This is a genomic window from Streptomyces spiramyceticus (assembly GCF_028807635.1).
Taxonomy (GTDB): Bacteria; Actinomycetota; Actinomycetes; order Streptomycetales; family Streptomycetaceae; genus Streptomyces; species Streptomyces spiramyceticus.
Genome location: NZ_JARBAX010000001.1, coordinates 403,086 through 417,486, shown reverse-complemented (window position 1 = coordinate 417,486; position 14,401 = coordinate 403,086). Strand labels below are relative to the sequence as shown.

Here is a 14,401-nt window from a genome sequence, read left to right as displayed (position 1 = left end):
CTGGGGCGCCTCAGCGCCCCTCAGCGCCGCCCCGCCGGGACAAAGCGGACCGGTGTGCCGGGGGCGGCCTGCGCCGCAGCGGCCAGATCCGGCTCCCTGACGACCCCGATCACCGGATAGCCGCCCGTGGTGGGGTGGTCGGCCAGGAACACCACCGGGCGCCCGTCCGGCGGCACCTGTACCGCTCCGAGGACCATGCCCTCGCTGGGCAGTTCGGCGTGTACGGCGCGCTCCAGAGCGGGGCCTTCGGTGCGCAGCCCGATCCGGTTGCTCGCCGATGAGACCCGGTAGGTGGCCGTCGCCAGGGTGTGCAGCGCGCGTCCCGTGAACCAGTCCGCACGCGGCCCCGGACCCATCCGCAACACCAGTTCCCCGGGAGGCCCTTGCAACGGCAGCGCATCGGCGTACACAGGCAGCCCTGTTACGCCGCCCAGCGGCAGCACCGCTCCGTCGGTGAGCGGCGCAGGGCCCAGCCCGGACAGCAGATCGGTGGAGCGGCTGCCCAGCACCGGCTCGGCGGCGACCCCTCCGGCGAAGGCCAGATAGCTGCGTACGCCGCGTACCGCCGGGCCCAGTTCCAGCACCGCTCCCGCCGCCACCCGTACCGGTGCCCCCCACGCGGCGGGCCGCCCGTCGACGGTGACTGCGCACGGCGCACCGGTGACCGCGACAGTGGCCGCACAACGCGGTCGCACCGCACAACCGTTGAGCGTCGTCTCCAGGACAGCCGCATCCGGCGGATTGCCCACCAGGCGGTTGGCGAGGCCGCTCGCGGGCCGGTCCAGCGCCCCCGAGCGCGGCACGCCCAGATGCGCGTGGCCGGACCGCCCCCGGTCCTGAACGGACGTCAGCGCCCCAGCCCTTACGACCGCGAAGGCCCGGTCCGTCACAGTGCCTCCGCCACGACGGGGACGAAGCGCACCCGGGCGCCCGGCGCCAGCAGCGCGGCAGGCACGCGTTCGTGGTCCCACAGCACGGCGTCGGTCGAGCCGATGAGCCGCCAGCCACCGGGGGAGGAGCGCGGGTACACGCCGGTGTACGGGCCGGCCAGCGCGACGGCGCCCGCCGGGACAGCCGTACGCGGTGTGGCCCTGCGCGGTACGGCGTACCGCTCCGCGAGGCCGGTCAGGTAGCCGAAGCCGGGTGCGAATCCGCAGAAGGCGACGCGGAATTCGGCCGCGGAATGGATCCGTCCCACCTCGTCTCGCGGTACGCCCCACAGTGCGGCCACCTCCGCGAGGTCGGGGCCGTCGTACCGCACAGGGATCTCGATCGCGTCCCGGACGCCCGGCGTGAGCGGCGGTATCTCCCAGCCGGCCAGCCGCTCGGCGAATGCCTCCGGATCGTCGAGGCCGTCGAGCAGCACGGTGCGCGCCGCTGGCACGATCTCCCGTACGGCGGGGAGGGAGCCCGCTGCACGGTGGCGCAGGAGCTCGGCGTGGAGCGCCTCGGCCTCCTCGCCGCTGCCGAGTTCGATCAGGAGGGCCCGGTCGCCGACCGGCAGGGCCCTCATGCTTGTCGTGGCGACGGCGGCGGTCATGCGAAGGCCTCCACCCGGACACCCGCGTCCTCCAGACGGCTCCGTACGCGCCGGGCGAGGCCGACAGCACCCGGCGTGTCCCCGTGCAGGCACAGTGACCGGGCGCGGACCCCGACGGGCTGCCCGCAGTGCGAGGTGACCACACCGAAGCGGGCCACGGAGACGGAGCGTTCGACGACCGCCACCGGATCGGTGACAACGGCGCCGTCCTGTCCGCGCGGTACGAGCGTCCCTTCCGCCGTGTACGCACGGTCCGCGAACGCCTCGGGGACGACGGGCAGTCCAGCCTTGTCCGCGATGTCGAGCAGCCGCGAACCCGGCAGCCCGAGGACCGGCAGCGAACCGCCCGCAAGCAGCACACCGTCGACGACAGCAGTGGCCTGCTCTTCGTCGTGAACCACGCGGTTGTAGAGCGCGCCGTGGGGCTTGACGTACGAAACGGCCGCCCCTGCCGCCCGTGCGAACACTTCCAGAGCCCCTATCTGATAGGTGATTTCGGCGGTGAGCTCGTCCGGAGGGACGTCCATCGAGCGTCGGCCGAAACCGGCCAGGTCGCGGTACGAAACCTGGGCACCGATGCGTACCCCGCGCTCGGCCGCGAGGTCGCAGACACGCCGCATGGTGGCGGCGTCGCCGGCGTGGAAGCCGCAGGCGACATTGGCGCTGGTGACAACGGACAGCAACTGCTCGTCGTCGGTCAGGCGCCAGCGTCCGAATCCCTCTCCGAGGTCGGCATTGAGGTCGATCGAAGCCCAGGTCATGTACGGATCCGTCTTCCGGTCAGGCCACGCGGTACTGCTCGTCGCGGGCGTCGGTGATGAACATCTGGCCCGGCGCGTGGGTGATCGCGAAGGGCGGGCGCGAGGACATTACAGCGGCCTGAAGTGTCACTCCGCAGGCCCAGAAGACCGGAATGTCCTCGGGCAGCGCGTCCACCGGATCGCCGAAATCCGGTTGCCCGAGATCCGTGATGCCGAGCCCGGCCGGATCGCCGCAGTGCACCGGGCTGCCGTGCACGTCGGGCAGCAGGGCACTCTCCCGGATCGCCGTGGAGAGCAGTTGCGGAGGGACGGGCCGCATCGACACCACCATCGGGCCGTGCAGCCGCCCAGCGGGGCGGCAGGGGCGGCTCGTTGTGTACATCGCGACATTGCGGCCCTGCTCGATGTGGCGCATCGGCACGCCGGCCTCGGACAAGGCCGTCTCGAAGGTGAAGCTGCAGCCGATGAGGAAGGACACCAGGTCGTCCCGCCAGCGGCCGGTGACTTCGGCCGGTTCGTCGACGAGTTCGCCGTGTTTCCAGATCCGGTAGCCGGGAAGATCGGTCCGCAGATCGGCGCCGGGCGCCAGCGGTGTGGTCCAGGATCCGGCATCCGTGACGTCGAGCACCGGACAGGGCTTCGGATTGCGCTGGCAGAAGAGCAGCACTTCGTATGCCCAGTCGGCAGGCACCGAGATGAGGTTCGCCTGCGCGTGCCCGGGGGCCCACCCGGCGGTGTGCACCCTGAGGCCGGTACGGAACCGGGCGCGGGCGTCGGCAGGGGCCCTGGTGGTGGCCGTCGCGCTCACAGGAGCTCCCTTCCGCGGGTCTCGGGCAGCCCGAAGAGGGCAAGTACGGCGAGCCCGTAGCCGACGGCGCCGAAGATCAGCGCGCCCCCGACCCCCCAGCTGCCGGCCAGGAACCCGACCAGCGTCGGGAAGAAAGCGCCCACCGCACGGCCGGTGTTGTACGTGAATCCCTGGCCTGTGCCGCGTACCGCTGTCGGGTAGAGCTCGCTGAGGAACGAGCCGAACCCGCTGAAGATGGCCGACATGCAGAAGCCGAGCGGGAAGCCGAGGACCAGCACCACACTGTTCGCCCCGGACGGGATGTTCGTGTAGGCGAGGATGCACCCGGCGGAGAGGAAGGCGAACAGCGCGATGTTCTTCTTGCGGCCCAGTTTGTCGGTGAGATAGCCCCCCGTCAGGTAGCCGATGAAGGCGCCGGAGATGAGGAACGTCAGATAGCCGCCTGTGCCGACGACGGTGAGACCCCGCTCTGTCTTGAGGTAGGTGGGCACCCAGGTGGCGAGCGTGTAGTAGCCGCCCTGTACGCCGGTCGAGAGCAGCACACCGAAGAGCGTGGTGCGCAGCAGGTCCTTCTTGAAAATCGCGGTGAAGGACCCCTTGTTGCTGCTCGCCAGACGCCGCTCTTTCGCCTCCGGTGCGTCGCTGACGTGGCGCCGTACATAGATCACGAGGAGTGCGGGAAGGGCGCCGGTCCAGAACATCACGCGCCAGGCCGTGTCCGGGTCGACGTACTGGAAGACCACCGTGTAGACGATGACCGCGAGCGCCCAGCCGATCGCCCAGGAGCTCTGGATGGCGCCGAGCGTACGGCCGCGGTGCTTGGCGGAGGCGTATTCGGCGACCAGGATCGCGCCGACCGCCCACTCGCCGCCGAAGCCGAGGCCCTGGAGCGCGCGGAACACCAGCAGTGTTTCGTAGTTCGGGGCGAAACCGCACAGAACGGTGAAAAGCGCATACGTGATCACCGTGATCATCAGCGCCTTCACCCGGCCTATGCGGTCGGCGGCGATCCCGGCGACGGCACCGCCGATGGCGGAAACGACCAGCGTGACGGTGGTGAGCAGGCCGGTCTGGCCGGTGCTGAGACTGAAGTACGCGGAGATCGCGACCATGCTCAGCGGCAGAGTGAAGAAGTCGTAGGAGTCGAGGGCGTATCCGCCGAACGCGCCCCCGAACGCGCGCCTGCCGCGCGGCCCGAGGGCGCGCAGCCAGGCGAACGCGCCGGTGTCGTCGGGGAGTTCGTCCTGCTTCGTCTGTGCCTGGGTGGTACTCATCTGCACCTCGCAGAGGGGGAGGAGAGTGCTGGAGACCGTGCGGTGACGACAACGTAGGGGATTGTTGAACGATCCGACAAGAGTCATGTCGGGTCGTTTCTTGCTTCTACGATGGAGGCCGCGCGCCGGTGGGAGCAGCCGCTGCGGCAGACGTGAGGGAGAGAGCGCTGTGAGGACGACGGAGTCCGAGGCCGGCGGGCTGGCCGACGACCGCCCACTGCTGGGCCGCACCAGCACGGCGGAGCGCGTCGCGGACATCCTCCGCACCCGTATCGCTGAGGGCTACTTCCCTCCCGGGGAGCGGCTCTCGGAGGACAGCATCGGCAAGGCGCTCGGTGTCTCGCGCAACACGCTGCGCGAGGCTTTCCGGCTGCTGACCCACGAGCGGCTCCTCGTGCACGAGCTCAACCGCGGGGTCTTCGTACGGATCCTCGCCGTCGAGGACGTCGAGGACATTTACCGCATCCGGCGACTCGTCGAGTGCGCTGTCGTCCGCGGCCTGGGCACACCGCCGTTCGCCGTCGCCGGCCTCGACAAGGCCGTCACCGACGGCGAACGGGCGGCCGGCAACCGCGACTGGAAGGGTGTGTCCACGGCCAACATCCACTTCCACCGCGAACTCGTCGCCCTCGCCGCCAGCCCGCGCACCGACGAGCTCATGCGCAGCGTCCTCGCCGAACTGCGCCTCGCCTTCCACGTGGTGGCCGATCCGCGCCGTCTGCACGAGCCCTATCTCGTACGAAACCGGAAAATTCTGGAATGTCTGCGGGCGGGCGACAGCGCGGCCGCCGAGCAGCTGCTCGCGGGCTATCTCGACGACTCCCGCACCCAGCTCGTCGAGGTGTACGCACGCCACATCGCAGCCGGGAGCTGGGGGTCTTGACGGGGGTCTTGAGGGGTCGCTTCTGCGCTGTTTCGACCGTTGTCGGTGCGAGGACCTAATCTGTGCCACGTGACTTCGCCTGCATCGACGGAATTCGTTCCGCCCCAGCTCAGCGCGGGGCCGCGCCCCGCACAGGGCCCGGCCGCCGACGAGGGGCTCGCGCGGCGGCTTCGCGCGCTCGCCTGCACGGCGCCGCTGCACGATCTCGACGTACGCAAGGCGAATCTGGCCGGTGAGTACTCGGTCTACGCGATGGCGGAAGTCGCGCTGGCCGCGATCGACCTCGTCACGCTCAACATGGACTTCGACACAGGCGCCGACCACGAGCAAATAGTGGCCAGGCTGCTCCCCCGGGTCGCCGCCCAGGCCCCGCAGCGCCCGCTCGCAGAGCACGAGCGGGTCGCGCGCTGGGTCCTGGAGAACCTGGTCAACGTCGGAAGCGTGGACCGCGGCTTCCGCGCCGTCTACGGCACGTTCGGCCCCGACGGTGCCTATGTGCGCAGGGACTACGACTTCAAGCTCATCGAGGAGGTCCCCGGATACGGCGGCAGCGTCTATCTGCGGACCACCGACGAAGCCGTCAACGTCCTGGTCGGCGCCCTGGACACGGACGTCACCAGCGCACAGATCGCCGCCGAGGTGAAGCTCGAAGTCCTGATCAGCCGCGGCAGGCTCGCCGACGCCCAGCTCGCCGCCGAGCAGGCGCGCTACCGGACCGTGCAGTACGCCGAGACGCTCCGCAGGACGCTGGAGGCCACCCGGCGCAATGTGCGGGCCGTCGACTGGCTCAATGCCGTGCCCGACATGATCGCCGAGGCACTCGACCACGTCGCCGACCGCTACCGCCACGAGAACGCGATCCTCACCAACATCCGCAAGGCGCGCGACGAGGCCGAAACTGGTTTTGATCCAAAGACAGGCGAGCACAAGCGGCGCGCGGCCGAGCTCGTCGACATCGTCAAGGACTGCATCCGCCGGCACACGCAGCTGCAGTCGCGGCTCCTGGAAGCCGGACCGCTGTTCCGCGCGGAACAGGACCGCCAGGCCTTCGCCACGCCCACCGCGGAGGCGGGACTCGACGTGTACGGCCAGCTGGTGGCCCCACTGCTGCCGCTCCCGGTCGAGCAGGCCATCCGGGTCACCGACGCGTTCTTCGCGAGGGGCACCGGCCTGCGCACGCCAGTATCCGTACGCGTCGGGGACCTGATCGACATACTGCTGACGCCGCCGGTGGAGCGGGAGCACCTGGGCGCCGAAATGCCGGAACCGGACCTGATCGCCACACCCGACGACAGCCGGTTCAGCGAGGAGCAGCTGGCAAGCGCGATGGAGCTGCTCGACCTGCCCCCCGACGCACCGCGCAGGCTCTCCGGCCTGCTGGCCGACGCCCGCCTCCGGGACCCCGAGCTCCCCTACCTCGTCGCACTGCTGGCCGTCCACGCGGCAAGCCCGCCGGTCGGCACCGCATACCGGCAGGGCGAGGAGCGGCTGCTGTTCGCCGTGGACGACGGGACCGAACTCGACGACCCGGAGTTCGGCGGGGCCGACCTGATCGTGGGGATGGCGCTGCTGAACGCGGCCGGGATGACAGCGGACCGGACGGAGGCGGCATAGGCATGCGTACGAGCAGCATCACCGGGCTCCTGAGGAGACCCGTCTCCTGGACAACCATCGCCGCGACCACCCCCGGTACAGCGACCACCCCCGGTACAGCGTGCGCCGGCATGACCGGCCGACGCCCGGCAGGCCCAGGCCCCGTCGTCCCATCCGTACCCGAGAAGATCCGTATCGAGGAGCAGCAGCCGTGAGCGACCACCACGCAGAGCACGCCGACGCGTGGAGCGAGCAGGGCGGTGTCGAGGCAGCCGAACCGGCCGGGGTGCCCGCGCCCACGCCCGCCGGGGGCGGCGCCGTCACCCCCGCCGACGCGGCCGACGCCGCCCGCCTCGTGTCCTTCGGGCTGCAGCCCAAGCTGCTCCCCGCCCGCGACCTCGAGTACGCCGACCTCCTCCGCCGCTACCGCGAAGAGCCCGCCTTCGCCCGCCTCGCCGACGCCGTCGCGACCGGGCTGGGACTGGTCGTGCTCGAAGTCTCGACCCGCGCCGGCATGGCCGTGTCCGCCGACGAGGACTCCGTCTTCGCCGTACGCATGGGCGACTACGCCCGCCGCGCTTCCGCCGACTCCGCCGACCGCTTCCTGCACGGCCTCGCCCACCTCGCCGTCGCCGCACTGGCCTTCCCCCGCCCCGAAGACCTCGCCGACGACGGTTACATCGGCCGCATCACGGTCAATGGCGTCGACGCCTTCGTGCGCCAGGCCTGCCGCCGCCTGGAAGAGCGCGCCGACGAACAGGGCGAGAACACCGACCCGGCCACCGAAGCCCCCGGCCTCGAAGCCGCCTGGCGGGTCTACGCCCGACGCAGCGCGACCGGCGCCACCAAGGACGCACGACGGCTGGCCGGTTCCACCACCGGCATCGTCGGCAAGGCCGTCGCCTTCCTCACCGACTCCGGCTTCCTCCAGCGGACGGGCGACGATGCGGGAGGGACGTACCGCACCACCGCCCGCTACCAGCTCCAGGTCCGCGACATGGCGGGCAGCGCAGCCATGGCCGAGCTGCTGGAACTGGGCGTGGTGCCCGTGGCCGACGGCAGCGCGACCCTCGTGCCGCCCTCCGACGCCGACGACCTCGAACTGGCCGCCGACGCGGGCCTGCCCTTCCACACCTGAGCCCGGCCCCCAGCGCCCCCCGGTGCCTCCAGCGCCGCCGAACACCTGCCGCTTCACGACTTACGACGAGAGTCCGCCGCCATGTACGAGTTGTCCCGGGTCCGCCTCTACTCCATCGGGCCTGCCGGTGCGCGCTACGCCGACACCGTGCTCGACCTGCGCGGAGTCGGCGAGCCCGTGCCCAACCCCGCCCCCACCCAGGCGGAGTTCTTCGAGGAGGAGCCGGTCGGTCCGCCGCGCAGGCCCGCGCCCGCCGGCGTCCTCTTCCTGGAGAACGGCGGAGGCAAGTCCGTCCTCCTCAAGCTGATCTTCTCGGTGATGCTGCCGGGCCACCGCAACACACTCGGCGGTGCAAGTTCCGGCGTACTGCGCAAGTTCCTGCTCGCCGACGACTGCGGCCATGTCGCGCTGGAATGGCAGCACACGCTCACCGGCGAGTGCGTGGTGGTCGGCAAGGTCAGCGAGTGGCGCGGCCGGCAGGTCTCCAACGACCCGAGGAAGTTCGCCGAGGCCTGGTACTCCTTCCGCCCCGGGCCCGGACTCAGCCTCGACTCACTGCCGGTCGCCGAGTCCACCGCCGTCCGCCCGTCCGCCGAGGGCGCGTCGGGCGCGCAGGGCCGCCGCCGCACGATGAAGGGCTTCCGCGACGCGATCACCGACGCGGGCAAGGTGTATCCGCACCTGGACATCCACTGGGAAGAGATCCACGACCGCTGGAACGAACACCTCGGCGACCTGGGACTCGACCCCGAACTCTTCCGCTACCAGCGGGAGATGAACGCGGACGAGGGCGAGGCGGCGGGCCTCTTCGCGGTCAAGAAGGACTCCGACTTCACCGATCTGCTGCTGCGCGCCGTCACCGACACCCGGGACACCGACGGCCTCGCCGACCTCGTCCACGGCTTCGGCAACAAGCTCGGCCGCAGGGCCGAACTCACCGCCGAGCGGGACTTCACGGCGGGCTCCGTCGACCTCCTCGGCCGCATCGTCGACGCAGCCGAGACCCGGCTGCGCGCCCGCGACATCCACGCGGGCGCCGAGCGCAGGACCCGTACGCTCGCCCGCAGACTCTCCGCGCGCGCCGCCGAGGAGCGCGGCCGCACCGCCGAGCTCGCCCAGCAGGTCACCGCCACCGCGCACACCGTCACCGAGGCCGAGCAGGCGCGCAGCCGAAGCTCCCTCATCGCCAGCGAACTCGCCTACCGGCACGCTTCGCTCGCCCTCACGGCCGCCGAGAAGGCGGCGGGCGCGCAGCGCCGCGAGCTGGCCGACGCCCGTACGCTGCACGCTGCCTGGCAGGCCGCCGAAGTCGTACTGCGCCACCGTGCCGCTGCCGACCGCTCCGCGCGCGTGGCCGTCGCCATCCGCGAGGCGGAGCGGGACGCAGCCCCGGCGCTGGCCGCCCGTGCCACGGCCGCGGCTGAGCTCGTACGGGCGCTGCAGTCCGCCGCCGAGGACGGCGAGCGCGTCGCGGGCGAGGAGGAAGAGCGCTCCGCCGCTCTCCAGGAGGCCGGCGAGGCCGCGCACCGCGACGCCACGGCGGCCGCGACCCAGGCCCAGCGAGCCCGGAGCGAGGCAGGACACCTGCGTCAGCGCCTTACCGAGGTCGAACAGGAGACGGCAGAGGCGGTACGGGCAGGCTGGCTCGACGACACCGCCCCCGACGCCGACCCGGCAAGGGCCGCGCTGGCCGCGACCGACGCGGAGAAGACGGCGGTCGCAGCCTGGGACGCGGCGCGGGAGGCCGCCCGGGCGACGGGCGACCGTGCGAGGGAAGCCGCCGGTGCGGAGAGCCGCGCGGAACTGGCGGCGGCGCGCGCGGCGGACGCCGCACGGGCCGCAGAGCACGCGTACGAGGCGGAGCGCCGCGAGGCCGAGTCGATCGCCGCGGAGGAACGACTGGCGGAGCTGCTCAGTCTCCCGTCGGCCCCGTCCGCATCGTCGGGCGTGCCGCACCCCCGACGCGGCAGGGACGGCGGCGAGGCCAACCGAGCGGTCGGCGCCGAGGCGAGCCCGCCGCGCCGGGGCGTGCACGCCGTCGTCGGCGACGAGACGACCGGCACCGACTCCGCCGCCGACAGCCCAAGTACGGTTGCCAGTCAGGCATCTGAAGCGCAATCCGGAGCGGACACCGGTACGCCGCGCACCCAGAGCGCGGTCCCGGAGGGGCCGAGCACGACCGCGGGGACGGCACCTCAAGGTGCCGCCGCTGATGGCGCGGGTGCCGCAGGCCGGGCACCGACGACCAGTGCACATACCAATGGCACCGCAGGCGACGCGACACCGAGCACCGGAAGCGCCGCCGGACAGACCGGCGCCCCCGGTAGGGCACCTCAAGGTGCCGCCGCTGTTGGCGCGGGTGCCGCAGGCCGGGCACCGACGACCAGTGCACACACCAATGGCACCGCAGGCGACGCGGCACTGAGCACCGGAAGCGCCGCCGGACAGACCGGTGCCCCCGGTAGGGCGCCTGAAGGTGCCGCCGCTGATGGCGCGGGTGCCGCAGGCCGGGCACCGACGACCAGTGCACACACCAATGGCACCGCAGGCGACGCGGCACCGAGCACCGGGAGTGCCGCCGGACAGACCGGCGCCCCCGGTACGACACCGGGTACCGCCGGGCAGGTCAGCGAGCCGCACGGACCGGGCACCGGGCCGGGGGGTGGCCCAGCCGCACTCAGTGCCGCGCCGGTTGGCCCCGACCGGGAGGCCGCAGCCGCAGCCCAAGCCAGCGCCCCGCACGTCGGCCGTACGATCCGGCTCGCGGCCGAAGGCCCGCTCACCGTCGAGGAGTTGGACCGTAACGCCGAGGATCTCCTCGTACTCCTCGACCAGGGCGTCACCTCCGCCGAGCGGCAGCTCTTCGAACTGCGTACCGCCGCCGCCGACGACGCCCGGATCCTCGGGGCACTCGGCGACGGCGGCCTCCTGCCCCCGGGCCCCGACGTCCTCGCCACCGTCGAATTCCTCGGCGAGCACGGGATCCCCGCCCTGCCCGGCTGGCGCTACCTCGCGCAGGCCGTCGACCCGGCCGACCACGCCGCCGTGCTCGCCGCACGGCCGGAGCTGGTCGACGGCGTCGTCATCACCGACCCCGACGCGCACGTCCGGGCCCGCGAAGCCCTCTCAGGCGCCGCCCTGTTGCCCCGCTCCGCCGTCGCTGTCGGTACGGCCGCAGCCCTGCTCGCGCCCGTACCGGCGCCCGGCGCCGAGCCGTCCGACATCGGTGACGTCTTTCTCGTACCGCCGAACCCGGCCATGCACGACGAGCACGCCGCCGACGAAGAGCGCCAGGCGCTCAGGTCCCGCGCGGCGGCCCGCGACGAGGAGATCCGCAGGCTCGCGGCCCGGCTGACCGGCGACCGTACGCTCGCCGCCCGCCTGGGCTCCTGGCGTGCGGACTGCCCGCCCGGGATGCTCGCCGAGCTGGCGGAGACGGCCAGGGCAGCCGGCGAAGCGGCCGAGGCCGCCGAAGCCGTGCTGGCCGAGGCCCGTACGGCACGCGCCGAGGCCGACGAGGCCGCTGCGGACGCCGCCCGCGTCCGGGACGAGCGCCAGGACGCCGCCCAACGCGCCCGCCGCGTCGCGGACGTCCTCGCCGGCCTCGCCCACCGCCTGCGAGAACGCGCAGGCTGGCAGGTCAGGGCGCGTGAACTGGCCGACGAGGCCGCCGAGTCGGAGGCCAGAGCCACGGTATTCCTGGAGCGCGCCCGAGCCGCCGACGAGGACCGTCGCGCCGCTCAGCGCGCCGCCGACGATGCCCACAGGACCGCGCGCACCCTGCGCGCCGAGCGGGCCGAGATCGCCGGTGCGCCCGAAACGCTGCCGGAGCCGGACCCGCAAGCTCCGCGCGTCGCGCTGCCCACGCTGCGGGAGGCCTACCGAGCCGCTTCCCAGCTGTACGAAAAGGTCGGCGTAGGGGCCGACCTGCGCGCCGAGCAGGCCAGAGCCGAGAGCGACGAGAGCGCCGCCCTCGCCGAGCTCAACCGGCTCACCAACAAGGTCCGCACCAGGGCCGCCCAGATGCTGGAAGGCACGGACGGCGCCGACGGCCCGTCCCGTCAGGCAGCGGCAGCCCGCGCCGAATCCCTCGTACAGCTGCTGGAATCGAGGGCGTCCACTGCGAGCGAGCAGCTCGGCAGGCTCCGGGGCGAGGCCGAGCGCCTCGCCCCGGAGGACGGCGCGGCGCACACCGAGCTCCCGGAGGAGCTCGTGCCCGCCGACGCGGAGCACGCGCAGACCCTGCTCCGCACCGCCACCTCCGAACTCGCCTCCCGCACCGACGCCCTTGAGTCGGCCCGCGCGGCCCACGCCGAGCTGCTGCGGGCGCACCGCACGGCCGAGGACGCCGCAGGCGGCTTCGACGAGACGGCGGCGCTGCTGCGCGACCTGCTCAGGGACCACCAGCATGCGGACGAGGAAGCCGACGCCCCCGAGCCCTTCCCGGGCACCCTGGAGGAGGCCCGGCAGTCGGCCGCCGAATCCCGCCGCTCACTGCGCGGCTGCGCGGCCGACCTGTCCGCCGCTGAGGCATCGGTGCGCGAGGCGAGCGACGTGCTCGTACGGCACGCCAATGCCACGCGGTACGAGCAGGTCCGCACCCCCGCGCGCCAGCAGATCCGCGAGCTGCCGGCCGCCGCCCTGCCGGAGCACGCCGCGGCCTGGGCAGCGGCGTTCGCGCCCCGGCTGCGCGTACTGACCGACGAGCTGGCGCAGCTGGAGCGCAACCGCGACAGCATCGTCGACCGGCTGAGGGGCCTCGTCGAGTCGGCCCTGACGACGCTGCGTTCGGCCCAGCGGTTGTCCCAGCTGCCGGAAGGGCTTGGCGAGTGGTCCGGCCAGGAGTTCCTGCGGATCCGGTTCGAGGAGCCCGACCAGGCGACGCTCGTCGAGCGGCTCGGCGAGGTCATCGACGAGGCGACGAGAGCCGCAGTCAAGAAGAACTCGGACCTGCGCAGGGACGGAATGTCCCTGCTCCTGCGCGGTGTTCAGGCCGCGCTTGAGCCAAAGGGCATCTCGGTCGAGATCCTGAAGCCGGACGCCGTGCTGCGCGCCGAGCGGGTGCCGGTCGGCCAGATGGGCGACGTCTTCTCGGGCGGCCAGCTGCTGACGGCCGCGATCGCGCTGTACTGCACGATGGCCGCGCTGCGCAGCAACGACCGCGGCCGCGACAAGCACCGGCACGCGGGCACGCTGTTCCTCGACAACCCGATCGGCCGCGCCAACGCCACGTATCTGCTGGAGCTCCAGCGGGCGGTCTCGGACGCCCTCGGTGTCCAGCTGCTCTATACGACAGGGCTGTTCGACACGACGGCGCTCGCCGAGTTCCCGCTGGTCATCCGGCTGCGGAATGACGCCGACCTCAGGGCGGGGCTGAAGTACATCAGCGTGGAGGAGCACCTGAGGCCGGGGCTGCCGCAGCAGGACCCGGACGTCGAGACGGTGCACGGCGAGATCACGGCGACGCGGATGTTCAAGCGCACACCGGCACAGGCCGAGTAGCGGGCGCGGCGTACGCAACGGCGCGTAAGCACCACGCGTACGCCGCGCTCAGCACGCACGACGTCTACGCCGCGACGAGCATGCACGACGCGTACGCCACGGCCGCGACGAGCATGCACGACGCGTACGTAACGGCCCCGACGAGCACGCACAGCGCATTCGCCCCAACGAAACGGGCACAGCAGTTACGGCTCTCCCCCGCCTCACGCCTGGGAGAGCCGGCCCGTACTTCGCTGCGAACGCTCGTCCCGTGGCCGTATCCGCGCCGACCTCCGGGCCGCCCGGCGTGCCCGCCGCCGCTCACGCCGCAGTTGACGCGCCGTACTGCTCGGCACGGACACCACGCCGTTGCGCTGGTTCCACACCTGGCGGGTGACCCACACGTCCAGCACGCCCCATGTGGCGACCACGGTGCTGCCCACACTGCTCAGCACCATCGGGAAGGCGAGCCACGACCCCGCGAGCGTGCACAGATAGGCCACCATCGCCTGGATCATCGTCAAGGACGTGATGATCACCGCGCGAACGGCTGCCGTACGCACCGGATCGGGCAGCCGCGGCCGTACGGCAGGCTCCTCGACCCACAACTGCCGATGAGCCCCCGCCCCGGCCGTCCCCGCCGCCCGCTTCTCGAAGCCTTCGACGCCTTCGGACCCCTCGAACGCCACTGGCGCTACGGACGCCGTACGGCGTTCTTCCGTGTCCATCGAACCTTCACTCCCCACCACCGCCTGGCGTACCACTCAACTCGGGTGCGGATCCTCCGCCTTGACGCGCCTTGACGATTGGCTGCCCGTGTTGAGCACATTTACGCCGTTCCCCCGGGCCGAATGTGGCACGTGCGCCCTCATGCGGAACCCGCTCCCCGTACAACAGGACGAACGGGCAGCGCCGAAGATTCC

General features: G+C 72.4%; 11 protein-coding genes. 5 read left to right on the top strand and 6 right to left on the bottom strand.

Annotated features, from left to right (window positions below):
• Positions 1-20: 20 nt before the first annotated feature.
• The 5 genes from PXH83_RS01750 to PXH83_RS01730 are packed head-to-tail and all read right to left on the bottom strand — an operon-like array spanning position 21 to position 4,383.
• Positions 21-890 (bottom strand): 5-oxoprolinase subunit C family protein, encoded by an 870-nt coding sequence (locus tag PXH83_RS01750; protein ID WP_274555856.1) that lies wholly within the window; start codon positions 888-890, stop codon positions 21-23.
• Complete coding sequence (locus PXH83_RS01745) at positions 887-1,513, bottom strand: 5-oxoprolinase subunit B family protein (protein WP_274562627.1); 627 nt, start codon at positions 1,511-1,513, stop codon at positions 887-889. The genes PXH83_RS01750 and PXH83_RS01745 overlap by 4 nt, the downstream gene beginning before the upstream one ends.
• Before the next feature lie 23 nt (positions 1,514-1,536).
• The gene (locus tag PXH83_RS01740; protein ID WP_274555853.1) at positions 1,537-2,301 is read right to left on the bottom strand and encodes a LamB/YcsF family protein; all 765 of its coding nucleotides are present in this window, start codon (positions 2,299-2,301) and stop codon (positions 1,537-1,539) included.
• A 19-nt stretch (positions 2,302-2,320) separates the two neighbouring features.
• On the bottom strand, positions 2,321-3,109 hold the full coding sequence (locus tag PXH83_RS01735) for a putative hydro-lyase (RefSeq protein WP_274555851.1): 789 nt from the start codon (positions 3,107-3,109) through the stop codon (positions 2,321-2,323).
• Positions 3,106-4,383: an MFS transporter gene (locus PXH83_RS01730; RefSeq protein ID WP_274555849.1), complete on the bottom strand. Its 1,278-nt coding sequence runs from the start codon at positions 4,381-4,383 to the stop codon at positions 3,106-3,108. The genes PXH83_RS01735 and PXH83_RS01730 overlap by 4 nt, the downstream gene beginning before the upstream one ends.
• A gap of 169 nt (positions 4,384-4,552) precedes the next feature.
• On the opposite strand from PXH83_RS01730, the gene PXH83_RS01725 reads away from it, so the two are divergent.
• The 5 genes from PXH83_RS01725 to PXH83_RS01705 all read left to right on the top strand — a co-directional run bounded on the left by PXH83_RS01725 (position 4,553) and on the right by PXH83_RS01705 (position 13,499).
• The gene (locus PXH83_RS01725; protein WP_274555846.1) at positions 4,553-5,266 is read left to right on the top strand and encodes a GntR family transcriptional regulator; all 714 of its coding nucleotides are present in this window, start codon (positions 4,553-4,555) and stop codon (positions 5,264-5,266) included.
• A 69-nt stretch (positions 5,267-5,335) separates the two neighbouring features.
• Complete coding sequence (locus tag PXH83_RS01720; protein ID WP_274555844.1) at positions 5,336-6,880, top strand: hypothetical protein; 1,545 nt, start codon at positions 5,336-5,338, stop codon at positions 6,878-6,880.
• Between the two features lie 2 nt (positions 6,881-6,882).
• A complete protein-coding gene (locus PXH83_RS01715) occupies positions 6,883-7,074 on the top strand; it encodes a hypothetical protein (RefSeq protein ID WP_274555842.1) in 192 nt (63 codons plus the stop codon).
• Positions 7,071-7,997: a hypothetical protein gene (locus PXH83_RS01710; protein ID WP_274555839.1), complete on the top strand. Its 927-nt coding sequence runs from the start codon at positions 7,071-7,073 to the stop codon at positions 7,995-7,997. The genes PXH83_RS01715 and PXH83_RS01710 overlap by 4 nt, the downstream gene beginning before the upstream one ends.
• An 81-nt stretch (positions 7,998-8,078) precedes the next feature.
• On the top strand, positions 8,079-13,499 hold the full coding sequence (locus PXH83_RS01705) for a hypothetical protein (protein ID WP_274555837.1): 5,421 nt from the start codon (positions 8,079-8,081) through the stop codon (positions 13,497-13,499).
• Positions 13,500-13,702: 203 nt separating this feature from the next.
• Here the strand turns inward: PXH83_RS01705 and PXH83_RS01700 are convergent, their stop codons facing one another.
• Positions 13,703-14,206, bottom strand: coding sequence for a hypothetical protein (locus PXH83_RS01700; protein ID WP_274555835.1), 504 nt, complete (start codon positions 14,204-14,206; stop codon positions 13,703-13,705).
• Positions 14,207-14,401 lie beyond the last annotated feature (195 nt).